The organism is Nonomuraea muscovyensis, assembly GCF_014207745.1.
Taxonomy (GTDB): domain Bacteria; phylum Actinomycetota; class Actinomycetes; order Streptosporangiales; family Streptosporangiaceae; genus Nonomuraea; species Nonomuraea muscovyensis.
Map to the genome: position 1 here is coordinate 559,009 of NZ_JACHJB010000004.1, position 20,392 is coordinate 579,400.

A 20,392-nucleotide genomic window follows, 5' to 3' on the forward strand; every position below is an offset into this window, starting at 1 on the left:
CGGATGGCCGGTCCCCCGTACCGCTACGGGAAGGTGAAGGTGACGACGGCGGTGGCGTGGTCGCCGAGGCTGACCCTGCCGCGCACCTCGGCCGTGACGTCCGGCCCCTCGCGGGCGACGACGGTGCCGGTGAGGCTGAGCCGGTCGCCCGCGTACGCCGGGACGCCCAGCCTGACGTCGATGCGGCGGATGATCGCCTCCGGGCCCGTCCAGTCGGTGACGTAGCGTTCGACGAGGCCCATCGTGGTCAGGATGTTGAGGAAGATGTCCTTCGAGCCCTGGGCGCGGGCGCCTTCGACGTCGTGGTGCACCGGGGTGAAGTCCATCGTGGCCAGGGCGGTCGAGACGACCAGCGTGGGCGTGAGGTCGATCGTCAGCTCAGGGAGCACAGCCCCGGCCGCGACGTCGTCCCCCGTCGGTGTCCGCATCACGACTCCCGGGGTGCCCACAGGGGCAGGGTCAGTTCGTCGTCCATCGCCCGATAGGTCACGCGCACCGCCATGCCGATGCGCACCTCTCCGGGCGGGCAGTCCACGACGTTGCCCACGATCCGCACCCCTTCCGGCAGTTCCACCACGGCCACCGCGAACGGCGTCGGCCGTCCCGGGACCGGCGGGTGGTGGTGGACGACGTAGCTGTAGACGGTGCCGTCTCCGGCGGCCGTGACGTACGAGCGGTCGGCCGAGCGGCAGTGCGGGCAGATCGGTCCGGGCGGGTGCCGCAGCCGGCCGCAGCCGGCGCAGCTCTGGATGCGCAGCTCGCCGCGCCGCACGCCCTCCCAGAAGAACGCGGTGTCCCCGTTGACGGCCGGTCTGAGCGGGTACGGCTCGCGCCGCTCGGCCGGGGCCGCCGCGGCTCGGGTCCTGGGGCGGAACTTGAGCACCCGGAACATCATCTCGGCCACCGGCTCGTCGCCGTCGGCGTACCAGGTGACGTTCCAGGTGGCGAAGTACCCCTCGCCCAGGGCGGTCCGCTTGGGCCCGGCCAGCCCGGCGAAGCGGGTGGCCGGGGTGAGCCGCTCGCCGAGGCGGGCGTAGCGGTGGTAGGTCTGCTCGCAGTTGGTGGCCACGACGCCCGTGTAGCCGCGTGCCTCCAGCGCGGTGAGCACGTCGTCCACCGGCGTGCCGTCCTTGCCGCCGCGTGGCCGGACGCCCTGCATGGTCCACACCTGGGCCATGGCGGGCGGGGCGACGCCCCGGTCGAGGTAGGCCGGGTTGGCGTCGCCCATGGCGTCCAGCCAGTGCCTGATCATGGGGGCGTTGACCGGATCGGCGGCGGGCGTCCCGCGCACCTCGCCGAGCGCGGCCTGCTTGTCCGCCAGCTCGCGCAGCTCCTCGTCCGCGCTCTCCGCAGCGCTCTTCGCAGCGCTCTTCGCAGCGCTCTTCGCAGCGCTCTTCGCAGCGCTCTCCGCGGCGCTCTCGCCCGCGTTCGTTCCCGTGCCGGTCATCGCGGCGGCCTCGGCAGGCCCAGGCCCAGCATCGCGATCAGCTCGCGCTGCACCTCGTTCACGCCGCCGCCGAACGTCAGCACGACCCCGCCCTTGACCCCGTGGTCGAACCGTTCGAGCAGCTCGGCCGTCTCGGGGTCGGACGGGTCGCCGTAGCGGGCCAGGATGTCGCCGACGAGCCGGCCGATCTCCTGGGTCCGCTCCGAGCCGTAGATCTTGGTGGCCGACGCGTCGGGCGCGCCCAGCCAGCCGAGGTCCATGTTCGCGGCGACCTGCCAGTTGAGCAGCTCGTTGGTGCGGAAGTAGGCGCGGACCCGGCCGAGCGCCCGCCGCACGTCGGGCTCGTCCGCCGTCCCGGTGCGGCGCGCCCAGGCGAGGAAGCGGTCGTAGGTCTGACCGAGGTTCCCCGCGGGGCCGAGCGTGACGCGTTCGTGGTTGAGCTGGTTGACGATCAGGTCCCAGCCCTTGTCCACCTCGCCCACGACCATGTCCACCGGGACGCGGACGTCGCTGTAGTAGGTGGCGTTGGTGTGGTGGCGGCCGTCCATGGTGACGATCGGCGTCCAGGAGAAGCCGGGGTCGTCGGTGGAGGCGATCATCATGGTGATGCCCTTGTGCTTCTTCGCGCCCGGGTCGGTGCGGGCGGCGAGCCAGATGTACTGGGCGTAGTGCGCGCCGCTGGTGAAGATCTTCTGGCCGTTGACGACGTAGTGGTCGCCGTCGAGCACCGCGGTCGTGCGCAGCGCGGCCAGGTCGGTGCCCGCCTCGGGTTCGCTGTAGCCGATCGCGAAGTGGCACTCGCCGGCCAGGATGCGCGGCAGGAAGGTCTCCTTCTGCTCCTTCGTGCCGTACTGCATGAGCGTGGGGCCGACGGTCTGGAGGGTGATGAGCGGGTACGGGACGTTCGCCCGGGCGATCTCGTTGGCGAAGATCTGCTGCTCCAGGGGGCCGTAGCCGGCGCCGCCGTACTCCTTCGGCCAGCCGAGGCCGAGCTTGCGGTCACGGCCGAGGCGGCGGCAGTGCTCCATGTACGCCTCGCCGAACGGGTCCTCGGCGATCCTGCGGCGTTCGTCGCCGGTGAGGCAGTTCTGGAAGTACTCGCGCAGCCCGTCGCGGATCCTGCGCTGGTCGGGGGTCAGGTCGATCAGCATCAGACGAGCGCTCCGATCAGGTCGAGCTGGGCGTCCTGGCCGCCGAGCAGGTGTGACAGGTGCTTGGCCTGGGCGAAGTACCGGTGCAGCGGGTAGGTCACGTCGAGGCCGAGGCCGCCGTGCAGGTGCTGGCAGGTGTAGAGGGCGCGGAACGCCTCCCCCACGTGGAAGGCCGCGACGGCCAGGTCCTCCTCGGCCGGCAGTCCCTCGCCGAGCCGCCAGGCCGCCGACCACATCGCGACGTCGAGCGCCCGCCCGGCGACGTACACGTCGGCGATCTGCATGGTCACCGCCTGGAACTCGGCCAGGGCCCGGCCGAACTGCCTCCTGGTCTTGATGTAGTCGGTGGTGAGCTGGAGCGCCCCGGCCAGGACGCCGCCGGCCTGGGCGGCCACGGCGACCGTGAAGAGCTGCCGGGCCGCGGTGACGGCCTCGGCGCCCGACACCCGCTCGGCCGGTGTCCTGTCGAGCACCACGCTGGCGGCCGGCTCGCCGGTGGAGGTGAACTCGGGGCTCGCCTCGGGGTGCTCGACGAGGAAGACGCCGGCGTCCGCGGTGACGAGGGCCGGGCCGTCGAGCCACGGCACCTGGGTCTTCCTGCCGGTGAGCACCCAGCCCCCGGCCGTCCGGTCGGCCCTGGTGGCGGGCGCGTCGGCGAGCGCCCGGCCCGGCTCCCGCAGGGCGAGCACGGCCTCCGGATGCGGGGGGCGGGTGCCGTACCGGCTGAGGAACAGCGAGCTCACCAGGACGGGCAGCGCGCGGACGGCCACGGCGCGGGCGCCCACCTCGCGCAGCACGACCGCCATCTCGACGGGCCCCAGCCCGGCGCCGCCCGCCTCCTCCGGCGCGCACACGGACAGCAGGCCCGCCTCGCGCAGCCTGTCCTCGCCCGCGTCCTTGGCGAGCAGGTCGGCGGCCAGGTCCCGCAGGTCGCGCTGGGTCTCGTCCAGACTGAAATCCATCAAGCCTCCAGTAGGTGTGCCCGGCCGTTGCCGGCGAACTCGGCCTCGATCGCGTTGACGTCCTCCTCGCCCAGGGGCCGCCAGGTCGTGCCGGTGCGCCGCCAGACCGGGTCGGTGGTGCGCCACGCCTCGCGGGCCAGGTCGCGTTTGACGACCTTGTGCGAGGGGGTCTGCGGCAACGCCGTACAGATGCGGATATATCGGGGTACGGCCTTGACGCCGAGATCGCGGCGGGAGGCGAGGAACGCGGCGAAGGCGTCGGCCGAGAACGGCCCGGCCAGGACGAGCGCCGCCATGACCTGGTCCCCGGCCACCGCGTCCGGCACCGGGTAGACCGCCGCCTCGACGACCCCGGCGAACTCGCGCAGGGCCGCCTCGATCGGGGCGACCGCCAGGTTCTCCCCGTCCACCCGCAGCCGCTCGGTGCCGCGCCCGGCGAAGAACACGTGGCCCGCGGCGTCGGCGTAGGCCAGGTCGCCGGACCAGAAGGCGCCGTCGCGGACCCGCTCGGCGTCCGCCTCGGGGTCGTTGTAGTAGCCGTCGAACAGGCCGGCGCCCCGCACGTTGACCAGCTCGCCGATCGCCTCGCCGGGGTTGGCCAGCCGGCCGTCCTCGATCCGCGCCGCGGGGCAGCGCTCACCGGTCGCCGGGTCGCGGATCTCGACGCCCTCGGGCAGCCGGCCGAGGCAGCCCGGCGGCCCGGCCGGGTCGGGGGTCAGTGCGATCGCCGTCTCCGTGGAGCCGAACGCGTCGATCACGTGGCAGCCGAACCGCTCGCCGAACCTCCGGACGGCTGTGGCGCTGCCCTCGTTGCCGAAGGCGATCCGCAGCGGGTTGGCGGCGTCGTCCGGGTGCGGCGGGGTGGCCAGCACGTACGAGAGCGCCTTGCCGACGTAGTGCAGGTAGGTGCAGCCGTACCGCCGGACGTCCGGGAGCAGCCCCGACGCCGAGAACCTGCGCCGCAGCGCCAGCGCGGCGCCCGAGGCGAGCGCAGGGGCGTAGGCCGCCATCAGCGCGCCGGAGTGGAACAGCGGCATCGAGCAGTAGACGACGTCCGCGGGCGTGAGCAGCGCGGCCAGGCTGCGGCCGGGCACCGCGAGCTTGCGCTGGGTGATCCGCACCGCCCGGGGGCGGCCCGAGGTGCCCGAGGTGAAGATCAGCATCACCAGGTCGCCCGGCTCGGCGGTCCGGGTGGCCGGCGCGGGCTCGCCGGCGGCCCCGCCCAGGGGCAGGCACTCCATCCCCAGGTCCGCGGCCAGCGAACGGGCCGTCTCCTCGTACGGGTCGTCGAAGAGCAGCAGGGCGACGTCCGTGGCGGCGGCGTCGCGGGCCAGTTCGGCGGGTGAACGGGTGGGGTTCAGCGCGACGACCACGTGGCCGGCGAGTGCCGCCCCGCCGACGAGGAAGAGCAGCTCGGGCACGTTGTCGCAGAGCACGCCCACGTGCAGGGGCCCGCCGGGGGTCCGGGCGTCGAGCCAGGTGGCGGCGGCGCGGGCGGCCTCGACGTGATCGTGCCACGACCAGACCCGGTCCCCGGCGTACAGGCCGGGACGTTCGTCGCCGGTGCGGGCGAGCAGGAGGGCGGCGAGCGTGTCCCCGGTCATCACCCCTCCACCAAGCGCTCGGTCAACCGAATCGCAAACTAGAACAGATTCTAGTAGTTGTCCAGTGAGCCCCCGAAACGACAAGTCTGGATATATGCGTGTAACGCCGAAGACATGGGCTTATACAGACTCTTTGTTAACCGGTGAGTAACAAGCCGTGACGTCACGAAATCAGATAACGTGTTCTTATGCGTACTCCGCACGCGGCCGTCACCGCGCCCCCCAGCGACACCGAGGGGACCATGGAGAGCCACCCCACGTCCGGCGGGCACAGCGTCCGTACGCGTAGCCAGCACCAGCGCCGCAAGCGCATCGTCCAGGCCGCGGCCGCCCTCGCCTCGCGCGGCGGCGTCGAGGCGATGCAGATGCGCACCGTCGCCGAGCGGGCGGGCGTCGCCCTCGGCACCCTCTACCGCTACTTCCCGTCCAAGATGGACCTGGTCGTCGCGGTGGTGGGCGAGGAGATCGACCTGTTGGAGAGCAGCATCGAGCGCAGGCCGCCGAGCGCGTCCACCCCGGCGGGCCGCGCGGTCGACGTCCTCATGCGCGCCACCCGGGGCCTCATGCGCGAGCCCGAGCTGGCCGACGCGCTCATCCGCTCGCTCATCCTGGCCGAGGTCGAGACGCCGTTCGGCGACCGCATGACCGACCTGCTGCTGCGTGTCTCCGCCGACGGCGCGGCGCGGGAGCAGCCGAGCGAGGAGCAGACCGCGCTGGCGGGTTCCCTGTCCAGCATCTGGGTGCACGAGCTGCTCGAGATGCTGCGCGGCCGGCGCACCTACGAGCAGATCCAGCGCCGCATCGAGATCGCGGCCTCCCGGCTGCTGACCGACCTCTAGCCTGGCGCGCCCGGCCGCCAGACCGGGATCGCGCCGCCGCCGGGGTGCCCCGGGGCGACGAGGGTGCGCCGCTGGCCCGATCTTTACGGAGCTTGGCCGCCGAGCGCCTCGCGTCGCGCCCACCCCGGGGAGCAGGCTGGCGTCATGACGATGCGCGCGATCAGCCAGGACACCCTGGGCGGCCCCGAGGTGCTGAAGACGGTGGAGACGGACCGGCCGCGGCCGGGGCCGACCGAGGTGCTGGTGCGGGTGCGGGCGGCCGGGGTCAACCCCACCGACTGGAAGACGCGGGAGTCCGGCGGCCTCCTCGGCCGGCCGCCGTTCGTGCTGGGCTGGGACGTGTCCGGCGTGGTCGAGGCCGTCGGCCTCGGCACCACGCTGTGGGAGCCGGGCGACGAGGTGTTCGGCATGTTGCCCTACCCGCGCGGTCACGGCGCCTACGCCGAGTACGTCACCGCGCCGGCTCGGACGTTCGCCCGCAAGCCCGCCGCCGTCGACCACGTGCGGGCGGCGGCGATCCCCCTCGCCGCGCTCACCGCCTGGCAGGCGCTGGTGGACACCGCCGGGGTGCGGGCGGGCGACCGGGTGCTCGTGCACGCCGCCGCGGGCGGGGTCGGGCACTTCGCCGTGCAGATCGCCAAGGCGCGGGGCGCCCACGTCATCGGCACGGCCAGCGCCGCCAAGCACGGCTTCGTGCGCGGCCTCGGCGCCGCCGAGCTGATCGACTATCGCACCCAGGACTTCGCCGAGGTGGTGCGCGACGTGGACGTGGTGATCGACACCGTGGGCGGCGCGTACGGGCCGCGCTCGCTGCGCACGCTGCGGCGGGGCGGGACGATCGTCTCGCTGGTGCTCTCCGACCTCGCGGACGGCCTGCACGAGGAGGCCGAGCGGCTGGGCGTCCGCTCCCGGGCCATGCTCGTGGAGGCCGACCACGGCGGCATGCGGGCGCTCGCGGCCCTGGTGCAGGGCGGCGGCCTGCGGCCGGAGATCGCGGCCGTCCTGCCCCTGACGGACGCGGCCGAGGCGCACCGGCTGGGCGAATCCGGCCACACCACCGGCAAGCTCGTCCTCACGACCTCCTGACCACCCGTTACGCCCCCGCCCGCCTTCCACCCTCCGGACTCGGGCACCACAACGCACCACCCCAGACCGCGCACCACCCTCCGCGCGAGGCACCACCCTCCAGATTCCGCATCACACACCACCCTCCAGACCGCGGACCACCCTCCGCGCGAGGCGCCACGCACCACCCTCCAGACCGCGTTCCGTCCTCGCGTGCCACCGTCCGGCCCTCTGGCGGCGGGTTCCACGGGCGGCCGGGCGGCGGGGTGCCTCGGGCGGCCGAGCGGGCCGTCGACGGGCCGGCCGGGCCGCCGTCGGGTTCTGTCAGTCGCGACACGTATACAGGGGGTATGACCGACAGGCCATCGCCCGAGGACTTCCTCAAGCTGGCTGACCCGCTGCGGCGTGAGTTGCTGGCGCACTGTTACCGGATGCTCGGCTCGGTCCACGACGCCGAGGACCTGGTCCAGGAGACCTACCTGCGCGCCTGGCGCGGCTACGCCGGCTTCGAGGGTCGCTCGTCGCTGCGCACCTGGCTCTACCGCATCGCCACCACGGCCTGCCTCACCGCGATCGACAGCCGCGGCAGGCGGCCGTTGCCCACCGGGCTGGGCGCGCCGAGCGCCGAGGCCACCACGCCGCTGACCGAGCGGCCCGAGGTGCCGTGGCTGGAGCCGGTGCCCGACGTGATGGTGGGGGCGGGCGCCGACGATCCGGCGCAGATCGTCACCTCGCGCGAGAGCATCAGGCTCGCGCTCGTGGCGGCCCTGCAGCACCTGCCGCCGCGCCAGCGCGCGATCCTGATCCTGCGCGACGTGCTCAGGTGGCGGGCCGCCGAGGTTGCCGAGGTGCTGCAGACCACCACCGCGGCGGTCAACAGCGGCCTGCAACGCGCGCGAGCCCAGCTCAGCGAGGTGTCGCCGAGTCTCGACGATCCCGTCGAGCCGCTTCCGCCCGAGCAGCGCGAGCGCCTCGAGCGCTACGTCGCCGCCTTCGAGAGCTATGACGTGGCAGCGATCGTGGAGCTGTTCACCGAGGACGCGATCTGGGAGATGCCGCCCTACCCGACCTGGTATCAGGGGGCCGAGACGATCGGCCGGCTCATCGAGGCCAACTGCCCGGCCAAGCGGCCCGGTGACCTGCGGCTCGTGCCGGTCTCGGCGAACGGCCAGCCGGCCTTCGGGATGTACCTGCTCCGGGGTGAGGCCTACCACGCGTTCGCGCTGCCGGTCCTCACGCTGGCCAGGGAGGGGGTCAGCCATGTGGCGATGTTCTTCGACCTGAGCCTCTTCGACACCTTCGGTCTGCCCCGCACGCTGCCGACCCGCGACCGGGCTTTCGCAAAAAAGTAGAACGGGTTACAGTCTGCTCCGGAGCATAGTTCTGGAGGCGACTGTGGGCACACCGGTGATCGTCGAGGCCGTCCGCACCCCCATCGGCAAGCGAGGCGGCCGGCTGGCCGGGCTCAAGCCCCAGCAGGTGCTGGCCACCGCGCTCAACGGGCTCGTCACGCGTTCCGGCATCGACCCGGCGATCGTCGGCCAGGTGTTCGCCGGGTGCGTCACCCAGGCGGGCGAGCAGGGTGGGCACGTCGGGCGTCACTCCTGGCTGTACGCGGGGCTGCCGCACCAGACGGGGGTCACCACCGTCGACGCCCAGTGCGGGTCGTCGCAGCAGGCCGTCCACCTGGCCGCGGCCATGATCAGCGCGGGGGTGATCGAGGTGGGCATCGGGTGCGGCGTGGAGGTGATGAGCCGCGCGCCGCTCGGCAGCAACGTCCTGCCCGCCAACCCCCGGCCCGACGACTGGAGCGTCGACCTGCCCGACCAGTTCACGGCGGCCGAGCGCATCGCGGCCCGGCGCGGGCTGACCAGGGAGCGGCTCGACTGGTTCGGCGTGCGGTCGCAGCGGCTGGCGGCCAAGGCGTGGGCCGACGGGCGGTTCGAGCGGGAGATCGTGCCGGTCGGCGACGTCACCCGCGACCAGGGTCTGCGCGAGACGACCGCCGAGGGGCTGGCCGGGCTGAAGCCCGTCAAGGAGGGCGCCCTGCACACCGCGGGCACCTCGTCGCAGATCTCCGACGGCGCCGCCGCCGTGCTCGTGATGAGCGAACGGGTCGCACGGGCCCACGGCTTACGACCCCGGGCACGCATCCTCGCGCAGGCGCTGGTGGGCGCCGAGCCGTACTACCACCTCGACGGGCCGGTGGACGCGACAGCCCAGGTGCTCGGCGCGGCCGGGATGACGATGGGCGACATCGACCTTTTCGAGGTGAACGAGGCGTTCGCGTCGGTCGTGCTGTCCTGGGCGAGCGTGCACGAGCCCGACCTCGACCGGGTCAACGTCAACGGCGGCGCCATCGCCCTCGGCCACCCGGTGGGAGCCACCGGCGCCCGGTTGCTCACCACGGCGCTGCACGAGCTCGAACGCTCGGACTCGACGACGGCCCTAGTCACGATGTGCGCCGGCGGCGCCCTTGCCACGGCCACCATCCTGGAACGCCTCTCCTGACCACCCAGCCCCGCCGTCCACCCGAACCCCCTCCCGACGCAGCCCCCACCCGACGCCGATCCTGCACCCGCACCGCACCGAGAGCACGCGCTCGCCGGCCAGTCGGCTGCCGCCCGCCGGCTCGACCGCACACCACGCCCCAGCAACACGCCAGGCCCGCGATTCATCGACCGCACCCCACGCCCTGGCAGCGAGCCAGGCCCGTGACCCGTCAACCACACCTCCGCACGACCCCGCCAGCCGGCCGTCCACGGCAGGGCGCGCGGCTCGCACACGGACGCACACGTCACGGGGGACCATCCATGACCAGCAGCAGACGCAGGCCGTACACGGAGCAGCGTCCCCAGGACCTGGGCGGCGGGGTGTGGAGCGTGCCGGTGCCCATCCCGGGCAACCCGCTCGGCTACACGCTCGTCTATGCCGTCGAGTCCCCGCGCGGCCCGGTGCTGGTCGACGCGGGCTGGAATCATCCGGACGCCTGGGAGGCGCTGCGCGGCGGGCTCGGCTCCCTGGGCATCGACGTGGCCGGCGTGCGAGGCGTCGTGGTCACGCACTTCCATCCCGACCACGCCGGGCTGGCCGGCCAGGTGCGGGAGGTCTCGGGCGGGTGGATCGCGATGCACGAGGCCGACGCCGCGCTGGTTCGGCTCATGCGCGGCTTCTCGGACGGCGAGCAGCGCGGGTTCCAGGCCGACATGCTGCGGAGGGCGGGCGCTGGCCCCGGAGAGGTGGACGTCGCGACCGCGGACCGGCCCCGGCCGCCCGCGCAGCCGGACCGGGAACTGGCCGACGGCGATCTGGTGGACCTGCCGGGCCGCAAGCTCCGGGCCATCCATACGCCCGGCCACACCCCGGGCCACATCTGCCTGCACCTGGAGGACGCCGACCGGCTCTTCACCGGCGACCACATCCTGCCGGACATCACGCCACATGTGGGCATCTATCCCTTTGACCGGGACGACGTGGACCCCTTGGGCGACTTCCTGAGCTCGCTGGACCGGGTCGGCGAGCTGGGCCCGCTCGACGCCCTGCCGGCCCATGAGTGGATATTTCCGGATGCGGGGGCTCGGGCGGCTGTGATCCGGCGGCATCACGAGGACAAGCTCGACCGGCTCGCCGCCCTCCTCTCCGAACGGGCGCAGCCGCTGACCATCTGGGAGGTCGCCGCCATGATGACCTGGAACAGGCCCTGGGCCGACCTCGCCCCCGCGCTGCGCGGCATGGCGGCCGGCGAGGCCGCGGCCCACCTGCGCACGCTGGAGGCCCGGGGCCGGATCCGGCGCGTCAGCGGGCTCGATGCCGTACGCTTCGAGGCCATAGAATCCTAGACATCCGATGTTTAGGGAGAAAAGCGTGGCGGTCACCGACGCGGCCATCGACAAGATCAAGCACATGATCCTCTCCGGCGAGCTGGCTCCCGGAGCCAGGCTGCCGAAGGAGGCCGACCTGGCCGAGCGGCTGGGCCTGTCGCGCAACTCGCTGCGCGAGGCCGTCCGCGCGCTGGCGTTGATCAACGTCCTGGACGTACGGCAGGGCGACGGCACCTACGTCACCAGCCTGGAGCCCAGGCTGCTGCTCGACACCATGTCGTTCGTGCTCGACCTGCACCGTGACGACACCGTGCTGCAGTTCTTCGAGGTGCGGCGCATCCTGGAGCCCGCCGCCACGGCGATGGCCACCGAGCTCATGAGCGACGCCGACATCGAGGACCTGCGCGTGATCCTCGAGTCGCTGCCCGCCACTCCCACGATCGAGGAGCTCGTCGCCAACGACCTGGAGTTCCACGCCCGCATCGCCCAGGGGTCGGGCAACGCCGTGCTGTGCTCGTTCATCGAGAGCCTGTCGGGGCCGACCACCCGGGCGCGGATCTGGCGCGGCCTCACCCAGGAGGGCGCGATGGAGAAGACCCGCGAGCAGCACACCGCGATCTACGAGGCCATCGCCGCCCGGCAGGCCGACGTGGCCCGCTCGTGGGCCACCGTCCACGTGGCCGGCGTCGAGTCCTGGCTGCGCAAGGCCCTCGCCTGACACCGGGCACCGGGCACAGGGCGCCAGGCATCAGGCACCGGGCAAGCGGACGTCGAGCACCGGGGCGGGCCCGGTTCGGGCGGGATCAGGCGGTGAAGCGAGAGCGGGCCCGGGTCAGGCGGGGTCGAGGGCGTCCAGCTCGTCAGGGCGGTCCGTGCGCCTCCACCACTGCCGCTTCTTCTCCTCGCGCACCACGACGCCCAGCTTCGCCAGCTCCAGGCGCAGTTCCTCGGCGTCCTCGGCGTCGCCCTTCTCCAGCGCGCGGGTGCGGGCCTTGAGGATCGCGTGGGCGGCGGCGGACAGGCCGGGGTGGCCCTCCACCCAGCGCTGGAAGTCCTCCTCGTACGGGTCGCCGTCGGCCAGCCAGAGGTAGCCGTGGGCCAGGAAGGCGTCGGCGAGCCGTTCGCGGGAGGGCAGGTCGCCGCCCTGGCGGACCAGCTCACCCGTGTCGTGGCCGAGGATCACGAGGTGCTTGGCGTCGTGGAACACCCCGGCGACCGCCGAGCGCGCCACCTCCCGCCGCGAGTCGCGGCAGGCTACGGCCACCTCGTCCGCGCCGACGGTGACCTTCACGTAGTAGTGCTCGGCTACCAGGGCGAGCAGCAACCCCGCGACGACGCCGACGGTGACGGCGCCGATCGTCAGCGGCGTCGGCGGGATCGACTTGATCAGCCGCAGCGGCCCCTCGAACGGGGTCCACGGCAGCGACGACACCCAACCGACCAGGAGCTTCAGCAGCCACCCGGCTCCGGCGCCCAGGACCGGGGCTCCGAGCCAGAAGAACGCGCGCTGCCCCGCCGTCGGGCCGAGCACCGTCGCCCCCGGAGATGACACACCGGATGGCATCGTCCTGGCTCCCTTCAACCGCGTCCTCCTCCACCCGGAGCCCTCGCGGGCCGCGTCACGCCGCTCACACGATAGCCCCGGGCTTGGCGGCCACTCGTCGGCCGAAAGTAGCGGTGCCGCCGACTTTGGTCGGGCGGGGCTGAACCCGGGAAGCCGCCGCGGGGCTGGGTAGAAGGCCGGTGTGGCCGACCGACTCGAGCGATACCGGAGCAAACGCGACGCCACCACTCGTAGGGGACCAAAGCTGCGAATGGAGCGCCGTTGCGCTCGATGACGGTGACCTCGCCGAGGTAGTGGGCGGCGTTGACTCGGTCGCCGAGTCGTTGTCTGATTTCTCGAACACCCATGCGAGCATCGGTACACGATCCGCCGCGCGGCCCTGGAGGCGCTCGGCCTGTCGTCGGCCCGCTGGCAGACCGCCCCTCGTGGCCGGGGCAGGCGGCCCTGGTGCGGCAGGCGGCTCGCGAGCAGGGTCTGCCCGGCATCGTGGCCAAACGCCTCGACTCGCCGTACGAGCCGGGCCCGTCCGAGGCGTGGGTGCTCGTCCCCGCGCGGCCGTCACGCGGGCGGTCCGCCGGGACCCGCTGATCAGCCGGGCGGGAGAAGATGAGGCGGGGCCGCCCAGGTGGCCTCGGCGCAGCGGAGCCGGGCGGCCTCGGCCGGCTCGGCGTCGCGGACCAGGAACTTCCGGCCCTCCGCGCCCAGGACTGTCACGATGCCCGTGACGAGCACCGCGCCGCTCATGGTGTCGCCGCAGACCACCTGGCGGTCCACGCCGAAGGTCGGCCCGCCGGCGCGGTGTGGCTCCTCGGCGACTGAGCCCACGGTGACCAGCCGGTGCCGCCCTCGACGGTGGTGTCCTCGACCGGGGTCCACGGGTCGCCGGGGGCGGGCGGGGCGGAGTCCCACGCCTCCAGCCGGATCAGGGCGAGGTCGTCCTCATGGGCCGTCTCCAGGAGGATGTCGCCCTCGTTGCCCTCGAAGAAGACCGCCAACTCGCCGAATTGGACGTACACCTCGTCGTCCAGACCGCGCACCAACCGTGCCACCCGTCACCCCTTCCGCGCCGGAGTCCGTCGCCGGAGTCCGTCGCCGGAGCCTAGGGGACGGCGGCGACAAAACCGGATGCCGGCCGCCACGGGTTGCCGCGATACTCGTCGGATGCACATCACCGGCATCTCACCCCACGACGACCCTCTCGGCGGGCGGCTGCTCGGCCTGCAGCACGCCGCGTACGCCGTGGAGGCCGAGCTCATCGGCGACGACCGGATCCCGCCGCTGCGGGAGAGCCTGGAGGATCTGCGGGGTGAGCCGCTGACCTGGGTGGGCGCGTTCGACGACGGCGGGCGGCTGGTGGGGGCCGTGGCCTGGACGGAGTCAGCGGACGAAGTGGACCTCGACCGGCTCGTCGTCGACCCGGCGGCCCACCGGCGCGGCATCGGCCGGGCCCTGGTCGAGGAGGTGCTGGCTCGGGCGGGCGGTCGGCGGATCGTCGTGTCCACCGGCAGGGACAACAAGCCCGCCCGCGCGCTGTACGAGCGGCTGGGGTTCCGGGGGCGCGGCGAGCACGAGGTGATCCCGGGACTGTGGATCGCGAGCTATCTCTACGAGCGGCCCGCTCCGGGCCGCCCGCGAGGAGACGACGCAGGCTAGTCCCGTCTTCCGCCCGACGGGGTTGGTGAGGATCGTCGGCCCGCGCCCTCTCGATAGGTAGTGTTATTCCGCGTAACGCTATAGCATTCCATAGTCCGGAATATCGAGGAGGCCCCGTGAGCGGCACGCAGTCGCCGGTGACCAGCGTCGACCGTGCTCTGCTGATCCTGCAGGAGATCGGCAGACACAGCAGAGGGATGACCATCGACGAGTTGTCCGCCCGGCTCGGGCTGCCGAAGAGCTCCCTTCACCGCCTGCTCAGCGCACTCAAGCACCGCGGCTTCGCCGCACAGCCCGAGCCCGGCGGGCCGTACTTCCTCGGCACGGAGATGCTGGCCACGGCGTTCCGCTTCTACGAGACCATGGACGTGCGCGCCGTGGTCCACCAGTTGCTGCTGCGGCTGAGCAAGGAGTTCGCCGAGACCGTGCACATGGCCACACTCGACGGAGCCGAGGTGGTCTACCTCGACAAGGTCGAGACCGTACGGGCCATCACGATGACCTCCGTGGTCGGGGGGCGCAACGCCGCGCACGCCACCGGCGTCGGCAAGGCTCTGCTGGCGTGGACCTACCCCACCGACGAGGCGATCAAGGCGTGGGCGGAGCGATACGCCCCGCTCGCCGGGCCCACCCGCGCCACCATCACCAACCCGGCGAAGCTGGCCGCTCACATGGCGCAGATCCGCGAGCGCGGTTACGCGCTCGACCTGGAGGAGAACGAGCCGGGCGTGCGGTGTGTGGCCGCGCCGGTGTTCATGGGCAAGCCGACCCCGGTCGCCGCGGTGAGCGTGACGGCGCTCAAGGACCGCATGCCGCCGACCCGCATGGAAGAGATCGGCGCCGCCCTGCACAAGGCCATCGCCGAGCAGTTCTGACAACCCTTTCTCACTGCCGTGCGGGCGATCTGCGCAGCTCACCAGGAAATGTGTTCTGCATGACGGAATGGGGCGAGTGATGATCTCCAGTGGAAACTCCCTCGGGAGACGCCGATGATCAGGGTGTCCGAACTTGAGGTCGTCCCCGTGCCGGCGGCGCGGCTCGGAGAGGGCCCCCGCTGGGACGGGCGCACCGGCACGTTGCTGTGGGTGGACATCCCGGCGGGCCACGTGCACCGCCTGGACCCGGCCGACGGTTCGCACGCGGTGCTCGATGTCGGGCAGCCGGTCGGGGTGGCGGTCCCGCGCGCCGCGGGTGGGCTGGCGCTGGCCGCCCGCGACGGCTTCATGTTGCTCGCCGCCGACGCGTGGGAGGCGCCGGCCGTCCCGGAGCACCTCGTACCGGTGACCGCCGCCGAACCGCCGGGCAACCGGATGAACGACGGCGCCTGTGATCGCGCCGGCCGCTTCTTCGCCGGCACCAAGGCCGAGGACGACACCCCCGGAGCCGGTGGGCTCTACCGGCTCGGCCCCGACCGGCATGCGGAACGGGTGCTGGACGGCGTCACCATCTCCAACGGCATCGCGTGGAGCCCGGACGAGCGGCTGTGCTACTACGTGGACACCGCCACCGGCCGCGTGGACGTCTTCGACTACGACCCGGGCAGCGGGTCGCTCGGCGGGCGCCGGACGTTCGCCGAGATCACCCGCGGCCTGCCGGACGGCATCACCGTCGATGCCCACGGCCATGTGTGGGTCGGGCTGTGGGAGGGGGGCGCGCTGCTGCGGCTGCGCCCCGACGGGCAGGTGGACCTCACCGTCGAGGTTCCCGCCCGCAACGTCACCAGTTGCGCCTTCGGCGGGCCGGGCATGGACGAGCTGTACGTGACCACCGCGTGGGACGGCACGAGTGGCGGCGAGCTGCTGCGCTGCCGCACCTCCGTCGAGGGCCTGCCTGCCAACCCCTACCGCGAACTCTCCTGACGCGCGCCGCCGTCCGAGCCCGCCGTCCGCGCGTTCACGCCAGCCTCGGCACGAGGCGCAGCGCGTTGGCGGCATAGACCTGGCCGAGCACGTCGTCGGGCAGGTCGAGCCCGCTGATGGTCCAGCGGCCCATCAGCGGCGGGTCGTCCAGGGAGTGCGCGAACGCCTCGTCCGCGGTCTCCAGGAAACGGAAGTGGATCCGGTACACGCGCGGGTCCGGCGGGATCTCGTCGGTGCCGAACAGCACCCGGCCGGGGTGGCGCATCACGAGCGCGCGGGCGGCCCGGGGCGCCCGGCCCAGCTCGGCCAGCCGGGCGGCGATGTCGATGTGGAAGTGGGGATGCTCGTCGAGCATCCGGCCGACCCAGGCCAGGTTCTCCGGCCAGCAGCCGGCGTGCACGCCGATGACGGTGGTGGCCGGATGGGCGGCGATCATCCCCTCCATGGCCTCCATGAGCCGCTCGAACGGCGGGAACCCCGGTCCGGAGAACGCCCAGTCGGGCCGGGCGGTGAGCTGTTCCAGCCGCTCGTTGCGCTCGTCGACCGGCTCGAAGAAGGCGACCGGGTCGGCGGTGTGCAGCGCGATCGGGATGCCCAGCTCACCGGCGGCCGCCCACAGCGGCGCCAGCCGCTCGTCGTCGAGCATGACCAGCTCGCCGCGGTGGTCGCGGACGTGCAGGCCGACGTCCTTCCACACTTTCAGCCCGGCTGCGCCCTCGGCGGCCGAGGCGCGCAACTGGGCCGCCAGCCGCTCGCCGAAGCCGGGCTCGGCGGTCGCCGACCAGTCGACATGGCAGAACGTGGCGAACCTGCCGGGGTGGGCGGCGTCGTAGCGTTCCAGGTTCGCGGCCAGCTCCCGGCCCCAGCGACCGTCCAGGTTGACCATGCCGCGCAGGCCGAGCCGGTCCATCATGTCCACCAGTGCCGGCACGTCCTCGACCATCCAGCCGCCGTCCTCGGTGAGCCAGCGGCCGAGGTGGACGTGCGCGTCCACGGCGGGCAGGCGGGCCCGCTCGACAGGGGTGACGGGGACGCGCAATGCGGAGACCGGCCGGTAGCCCGACAGCGGGACACCGGGGGTGGTCATGCCCGGATGCCCTCGGGCAACAGGTCGCCGTGCGCGGCGATCAGCTCGTCGACCAGCTCGCGGACACGGTGGACCGGCAGCGTGGCGGCGGTGTTGGGGTCGAGCAGCGCCGCCTGGTAGACGTGGTCGCGGCGGCCCTCCAGGGCGGCGCGCACGGTCAGCTCGCCGACGTTGAGGGTGAGAGTGTTGAGCGCGGCGAGCTGGACGGGCAGCTCGCCGATCCTGATCGGCTGCACGCCCGCGCGGTCCACGTGGCAGGGCACCTCGACGGTGGCGTCGGCGGGCAGGTTCGCGATGAGGCCGCCGTTGCGGACGTTGCCGTGCAGCAGGCGGGGGGTGCCGGTCTCCATGGAGTGGATGGCCAGGCTGGCCAGCTCCTCGCCGCGCTCGATGGTGACGCCCTTGCCGTCGTCGAGGGACCGCTTCTGCTGCTCGTACTCGGCGTGGCCGTCGGCCAGCCAGTCCAGGTAGACGCCCACCGGGATCCGGTAGCGCTCGACCTGGTCGGCGTGCGGCAGGAACCAGGGCAGGTACTCCGCGCCGTGCTCGCTTGACTCGGTCGGGAAGTAGCCGAAGTTGCGGTAGATCTCGACCCGGACCCGGCGGCGCAGCTCGGGGTTGGCCTCGATGACCTCGTCCAGCCTGCGGTAGAGGTTCTCCCCGGCGCGTTCGAAGCGCAGCACCCACGCCTGGTGGTTGACGCCCGCGGTAGTGAAGGACACCTCCTCCTCGGGTACGCCGACCATCCTGGCCAGCGTGGACTGGGTGTCGCGGGCGGCGTGGCAGACGCCCACCACGTTGCGGAACGGGGTGCCCTCGTAGACCGCGCGGGGGATCATCGACATGGGGTTGGTGTAGGTGAACAGCGTGGCGTCCGGGGCCAGCTCGGCCAGGTCGTTGCCGATGCCCACCATCACCGGGATGGTGCGCAGCGCGCGGAAGACGCCGCCGATGCCGAGCGTGTCGGCGACGGTCTGGCGCACGCCGTAGCGGGCCGGGATGTCGAAGTCGCGCCGCACGGCGGCCATCCCGCCGACGGCGATCTCGTTGATGACGTGGTCGGCGCCGTCGAGCGCGGCCCGGCGGTCGGCGTGCGCCTCCACGGTGGCGCCGATCCCCAGCTCGGCGACCATCCAGGTGGCCATCGCCTCCGCGGTGGCCAGCCGCTCGGGGTCGATGTCGTGCAGGACGATCGTGGACTCGGACAGCTCGGGGAAGGTCAGCAGGTCCGACAGCAGGTTCTTGGCGAAGGTGATGCTGCCGGCGCCGATCAGGACGATCCGGGTCATGGCTACCTCGGTTCGGGGGTGGGATCGGGTACGAGCAGGGCCTTGACGGGGGTGGCACGGCCGTTCATCAGCGCGGTGAAGACCTCGGCGCCCTGGGCCAGCGGGAAGGTGGCGACCCAGCTCAGGTCCCACTGGCCGGCCAGGTCCACGGCCGCGGCGAAGTCGGCGTCCTGGTAGGCGAAGGAACCGAGCACCCGCTTCTCGCCGCGCACCAGGTGGGCCGCGTCGAACCCGGCGGTGCTGTCGGCCAGGCCCAGCCAGACCGCCACCCCGCCGGGGCGCAGGCAGGCCAGCGACTGCTCGTGGGTGGCGGCGGCCCCCACCGCGTCGAAGATCACGTCGTACTCGCCGGTCAGCTCCGGTGTGGCCGCGTCGGCGCCGAGCCGGGCGGCGATCTCGCGGCGTTCGACGGACCGGTCGGCGATCTCGATCCGGGCGGCCTTGCCGGACGCGGCGACGAGCATGCAGGCCAGGCCGATCGCGCCGGCGCCGATGACGCCCACCCGGGCGCCCGCGGGGGCGCCGGCCAGCGCCCAGGCGTGCACGGCGTTGGCCGCCGGCTCGACGATGCCGGCGGCCGTCCAGCCGAGCTCGTCGGGCAGCCTCACCAGCGCGCCCGCGGGCACGGCGACCCGCTCGGCGAACGCGCCGGGCGTGTGCACGCCGATGATGCGCCGCTCGCGGCACACGTTGCGGCCGCCGAGCGCGCACAGGTCGCAGCGCCCGCAGGACAGGATGGGGTTGACCACGACGCGCGTGCCGTCGTCGGTGCGGCCGGCGAACTCGTGGCCCATCACCAGCGGCGGCACGCGGAAGCCGGGGGTGCGCACGCCGTGCAGCTCGCTGCCGCAGATGCCGGAGGCGGCCACGTGGACCAGCACCTCGCCGGGGCCCGGCGTGGGCTCCGGCACCTCGCGCATCTCGACGGTGCCGGGCGCGGTGAACACCAGTGCCCTCACCGCATGGTCCCGGCGGCCACGACGGGATTGCGCAGGCCGCCGATGCCCTCGATGCTGACCTCGACGACGTCGCCGGGGTGCAGCGAGCGCGGCGGGTCCATGAACTCGCCACAACCCCACGGGGTGCCGGTCAGCACCACGTCCCCGGGTTCGAGGGTGAAGGAGCGGGAGCAGAACGCCAGCAGCTCGGCCACGCCGAAGAGCATCTCGGCGGTGGTGGAGTCCTGCACGGTCTCGCCGTTGACCACCGTGCGCAGCCGCAGCGCCTGCGGGTCGCCCAGCTCGTCGGGCGTCACGATGACCGGGCCGAGGGGGCAGAAGGTGTCCAGGCTCTTGCCCCGCGTCCACTGCCCGTCGGCGAACTGCAGGTCGCGGGCGGACACGTCGTTGGCCACGGTGTAGCCGGCCACGCCGGCCAGCGCCTGCGCCGGACCGGCGTGCCGCAGCGGCGTGCCGATGACGGCGGCCAGCTCCACCTCCCAGTCGACGCGCTCGGCCAGCTCGCCGTCGATGACGATCGGGTCGCCCGGACCGATCACGCTGGAGGGGAACTTGGCGAACATGAGCGGGCGCGCCGGCTTGTCCATGCCGGCCTCGCGGATGTGGTCCAGGTAGTTCAGGCCGATCGCGACGATCTTGCCGGGGCGCAGCGGCGCGACCGGCACGGCGTCCGGCAGCGGCCCGACCGCGCCGCGGGCCGCCCGCAGCGTCTCCTGCGGGCCCGCGGCCAGCACCGCCTCCAGGGCGGTCCCGGCCGGCACGTCCAGGGCGTGCCAGCGCCCGTCTCTCTCCACGGCGGCGAGCCTGGCGCCGTCGCCGACGCGGACCGTACCCAGTCTCATCTCTCACTCCATTCCGTATCGCGAAATGCTATTCTGAATCAGCGCTAGGACATCACCCGCATCCAGGGCCTGTCAAGACCGAATGGCGGCATACGGGCCGAAACGAAGGCCGCGGGACGGGCCGGGAGGCGGCCCGGCGACCCTTGGAGGGCTCGCCAGGCGGCCAAATGGAGCCCTCACCACATGTTCCGCATCATGGAATACTAGACCGTAAAACGGAACAAATGCTAGCTTCGAGCCGTATCCGCAC

At 73.1% G+C, this 20,392-nt stretch carries 22 protein-coding genes; 10 read left to right on the forward strand and 12 right to left on the reverse strand.

The window, feature by feature from the left end:
• Positions 1-23: 23 nt before the first annotated feature.
• Genes FHU36_RS40315 through FHU36_RS40335 form a run of 5 tightly spaced genes read right to left on the reverse strand, consistent with a single transcriptional unit; the run spans position 24 to position 5,164 of the window.
• Complete coding sequence (locus FHU36_RS40315; protein ID WP_185089362.1) at positions 24-428, reverse strand: MaoC/PaaZ C-terminal domain-containing protein; 405 nt, start codon at positions 426-428, stop codon at positions 24-26.
• Positions 428-1,447, reverse strand: a complete 1,020-nt coding sequence (locus FHU36_RS40320; protein WP_185089363.1) for a bifunctional MaoC family dehydratase N-terminal/OB-fold nucleic acid binding domain-containing protein — start codon at positions 1,445-1,447, stop codon at positions 428-430. The genes FHU36_RS40315 and FHU36_RS40320 overlap by 1 nt, the downstream gene beginning before the upstream one ends.
• On the reverse strand, positions 1,444-2,598 hold the full coding sequence (locus FHU36_RS40325; protein ID WP_185089364.1) for an acyl-CoA dehydrogenase family protein: 1,155 nt from the start codon (positions 2,596-2,598) through the stop codon (positions 1,444-1,446). The genes FHU36_RS40320 and FHU36_RS40325 overlap by 4 nt, the downstream gene beginning before the upstream one ends.
• On the reverse strand, positions 2,598-3,560 hold the full coding sequence (locus FHU36_RS40330; RefSeq protein WP_185089365.1) for an acyl-CoA dehydrogenase family protein: 963 nt from the start codon (positions 3,558-3,560) through the stop codon (positions 2,598-2,600). The genes FHU36_RS40325 and FHU36_RS40330 overlap by 1 nt, the downstream gene beginning before the upstream one ends.
• Complete coding sequence (locus FHU36_RS40335; protein WP_185089366.1) at positions 3,560-5,164, reverse strand: AMP-binding protein; 1,605 nt, start codon at positions 5,162-5,164, stop codon at positions 3,560-3,562. Before FHU36_RS40335 ends, FHU36_RS40330 begins: the two co-directional genes overlap by 1 nt.
• A 188-nt stretch (positions 5,165-5,352) precedes the next feature.
• On the opposite strand from FHU36_RS40335, the gene FHU36_RS40340 reads away from it, so the two are divergent.
• From FHU36_RS40340 to FHU36_RS40365, 6 genes are all read left to right on the forward strand, one after another.
• Positions 5,353-6,003 carry a TetR family transcriptional regulator gene (locus tag FHU36_RS40340; protein WP_185089367.1) on the forward strand — a complete coding sequence of 217 codons (651 nt, stop codon included), beginning with the start codon at positions 5,353-5,355 and terminating at the stop codon, positions 6,001-6,003.
• 150 nt (positions 6,004-6,153) lie between these two features.
• A complete protein-coding gene (locus FHU36_RS40345; protein ID WP_185089729.1) occupies positions 6,154-7,089 on the forward strand; it encodes an NADP-dependent oxidoreductase in 936 nt (311 codons plus the stop codon).
• A gap of 329 nt (positions 7,090-7,418) precedes the next feature.
• On the forward strand, positions 7,419-8,420 hold the full coding sequence (locus tag FHU36_RS40350; protein WP_185089368.1) for a sigma-70 family RNA polymerase sigma factor: 1,002 nt from the start codon (positions 7,419-7,421) through the stop codon (positions 8,418-8,420).
• A 43-nt stretch (positions 8,421-8,463) separates the two neighbouring features.
• Positions 8,464-9,579, forward strand: a complete 1,116-nt coding sequence (locus FHU36_RS40355; RefSeq protein WP_185089369.1) for a steroid 3-ketoacyl-CoA thiolase — start codon at positions 8,464-8,466, stop codon at positions 9,577-9,579.
• A 302-nt stretch (positions 9,580-9,881) separates the two neighbouring features.
• Complete coding sequence (locus FHU36_RS40360; RefSeq protein ID WP_185089370.1) at positions 9,882-10,907, forward strand: MBL fold metallo-hydrolase; 1,026 nt, start codon at positions 9,882-9,884, stop codon at positions 10,905-10,907.
• Between the two features lie 25 nt (positions 10,908-10,932).
• Entirely contained in the window at positions 10,933-11,607 is a 675-nt protein-coding gene (locus tag FHU36_RS40365) for a FadR/GntR family transcriptional regulator (RefSeq protein ID WP_185089371.1), read from the forward strand.
• A 114-nt stretch (positions 11,608-11,721) separates the two neighbouring features.
• Here the strand turns inward: FHU36_RS40365 and FHU36_RS40370 are convergent, their stop codons facing one another.
• Positions 11,722-12,453 (reverse strand): YqeB family protein, encoded by a 732-nt coding sequence (locus FHU36_RS40370; protein WP_221497295.1) that lies wholly within the window; start codon positions 12,451-12,453, stop codon positions 11,722-11,724.
• 447 nt (positions 12,454-12,900) lie between these two features.
• On the opposite strand from FHU36_RS40370, the gene FHU36_RS40375 reads away from it, so the two are divergent.
• Complete coding sequence (locus FHU36_RS40375; protein WP_185089372.1) at positions 12,901-13,041, forward strand: hypothetical protein; 141 nt, start codon at positions 12,901-12,903, stop codon at positions 13,039-13,041.
• On the opposite strand, the gene FHU36_RS40380 is transcribed toward FHU36_RS40375, so the two are convergent.
• The gene (locus tag FHU36_RS40380) at positions 13,042-13,197 is read right to left on the reverse strand and encodes a hypothetical protein (protein WP_185089373.1); all 156 of its coding nucleotides are present in this window, start codon (positions 13,195-13,197) and stop codon (positions 13,042-13,044) included. It lies immediately after the preceding gene.
• Positions 13,194-13,502: a hypothetical protein gene (locus tag FHU36_RS40385; protein WP_185089374.1), complete on the reverse strand. Its 309-nt coding sequence runs from the start codon at positions 13,500-13,502 to the stop codon at positions 13,194-13,196. Before FHU36_RS40385 ends, FHU36_RS40380 begins: the two co-directional genes overlap by 4 nt.
• A gap of 112 nt (positions 13,503-13,614) precedes the next feature.
• Here FHU36_RS40385 and FHU36_RS40390 point away from each other — a divergent pair, with 112 nt between their 5' ends.
• From FHU36_RS40390 to FHU36_RS40400, 3 genes are all read left to right on the forward strand, one after another.
• Entirely contained in the window at positions 13,615-14,106 is a 492-nt protein-coding gene (locus FHU36_RS40390; protein WP_185089375.1) for a GNAT family N-acetyltransferase, read from the forward strand.
• A gap of 116 nt (positions 14,107-14,222) precedes the next feature.
• Positions 14,223-14,981, forward strand: a complete 759-nt coding sequence (locus FHU36_RS46665; protein ID WP_185089376.1) for an IclR family transcriptional regulator — start codon at positions 14,223-14,225, stop codon at positions 14,979-14,981.
• 114 nt (positions 14,982-15,095) lie between these two features.
• Positions 15,096-15,965: an SMP-30/gluconolactonase/LRE family protein gene (locus tag FHU36_RS40400; protein ID WP_185089377.1), complete on the forward strand. Its 870-nt coding sequence runs from the start codon at positions 15,096-15,098 to the stop codon at positions 15,963-15,965.
• A 34-nt stretch (positions 15,966-15,999) separates the two neighbouring features.
• Here the strand turns inward: FHU36_RS40400 and FHU36_RS40405 are convergent, their stop codons facing one another.
• The 4 genes from FHU36_RS40405 to FHU36_RS40420 are packed head-to-tail and all read right to left on the reverse strand — an operon-like array spanning position 16,000 to position 20,142.
• A complete protein-coding gene (locus FHU36_RS40405) occupies positions 16,000-17,052 on the reverse strand; it encodes an amidohydrolase family protein (protein WP_185089378.1) in 1,053 nt (350 codons plus the stop codon).
• A complete protein-coding gene (gene melA, locus FHU36_RS40410; RefSeq protein WP_185089379.1) occupies positions 17,049-18,341 on the reverse strand; it encodes an alpha-galactosidase in 1,293 nt (430 codons plus the stop codon). Before melA ends, FHU36_RS40405 begins: the two co-directional genes overlap by 4 nt.
• A gap of 2 nt (positions 18,342-18,343) precedes the next feature.
• Positions 18,344-19,300: a zinc-dependent alcohol dehydrogenase gene (locus FHU36_RS40415; RefSeq protein WP_185089380.1), complete on the reverse strand. Its 957-nt coding sequence runs from the start codon at positions 19,298-19,300 to the stop codon at positions 18,344-18,346.
• Positions 19,297-20,142 carry a fumarylacetoacetate hydrolase family protein gene (locus tag FHU36_RS40420; RefSeq protein ID WP_185089381.1) on the reverse strand — a complete coding sequence of 282 codons (846 nt, stop codon included), beginning with the start codon at positions 20,140-20,142 and terminating at the stop codon, positions 19,297-19,299. The genes FHU36_RS40415 and FHU36_RS40420 overlap by 4 nt, the downstream gene beginning before the upstream one ends.
• Between the last annotated feature and the right edge of the window lie 250 nt (positions 20,143-20,392).

Excerpts from the sequence above, each read along its gene's own strand:
- FHU36_RS40315 (WP_185089362.1), bottom strand. The coding sequence starts at position 428 with ATGCGGACACCGACGGGGGACGACGTCGCGGCCGGGGCTGTGCTCCCT.
- FHU36_RS40405 (WP_185089378.1), bottom strand. The coding sequence starts at position 17,052 with ATGACCACCCCCGGTGTCCCGCTGTCGGGCTACCGGCCGGTCTCCGCA.
- FHU36_RS40350 (WP_185089368.1), top strand. The coding sequence starts at position 7,419 with ATGACCGACAGGCCATCGCCCGAGGACTTCCTCAAGCTGGCTGACCCG.
- FHU36_RS40380 (WP_185089373.1), bottom strand. The coding sequence starts at position 13,197 with ATGAGCGGCGCGGTGCTCGTCACGGGCATCGTGACAGTCCTGGGCGCG.
- FHU36_RS40340 (WP_185089367.1), top strand. The coding sequence starts at position 5,353 with ATGCGTACTCCGCACGCGGCCGTCACCGCGCCCCCCAGCGACACCGAG.
- FHU36_RS40370 (WP_221497295.1), bottom strand. The coding sequence starts at position 12,453 with ATGCCATCCGGTGTGTCATCTCCGGGGGCGACGGTGCTCGGCCCGACG.
- FHU36_RS40420 (WP_185089381.1), bottom strand. The coding sequence starts at position 20,142 with ATGAGACTGGGTACGGTCCGCGTCGGCGACGGCGCCAGGCTCGCCGCC.
- melA (WP_185089379.1), bottom strand. The coding sequence starts at position 18,341 with ATGACCCGGATCGTCCTGATCGGCGCCGGCAGCATCACCTTCGCCAAG.
- FHU36_RS40400 (WP_185089377.1), top strand. The coding sequence starts at position 15,096 with ATGATCAGGGTGTCCGAACTTGAGGTCGTCCCCGTGCCGGCGGCGCGG.
- FHU36_RS40335 (WP_185089366.1), bottom strand. The coding sequence starts at position 5,164 with ATGACCGGGGACACGCTCGCCGCCCTCCTGCTCGCCCGCACCGGCGAC.
- FHU36_RS40330 (WP_185089365.1), bottom strand. The coding sequence starts at position 3,560 with ATGGATTTCAGTCTGGACGAGACCCAGCGCGACCTGCGGGACCTGGCC.
- FHU36_RS40390 (WP_185089375.1), top strand. The coding sequence starts at position 13,615 with ATGCACATCACCGGCATCTCACCCCACGACGACCCTCTCGGCGGGCGG.
- FHU36_RS40320 (WP_185089363.1), bottom strand. The coding sequence starts at position 1,447 with ATGACCGGCACGGGAACGAACGCGGGCGAGAGCGCCGCGGAGAGCGCT.
- FHU36_RS40325 (WP_185089364.1), bottom strand. The coding sequence starts at position 2,598 with ATGCTGATCGACCTGACCCCCGACCAGCGCAGGATCCGCGACGGGCTG.
- FHU36_RS40345 (WP_185089729.1), top strand. The coding sequence starts at position 6,154 with ATGCGCGCGATCAGCCAGGACACCCTGGGCGGCCCCGAGGTGCTGAAG.
- FHU36_RS40360 (WP_185089370.1), top strand. The coding sequence starts at position 9,882 with ATGACCAGCAGCAGACGCAGGCCGTACACGGAGCAGCGTCCCCAGGAC.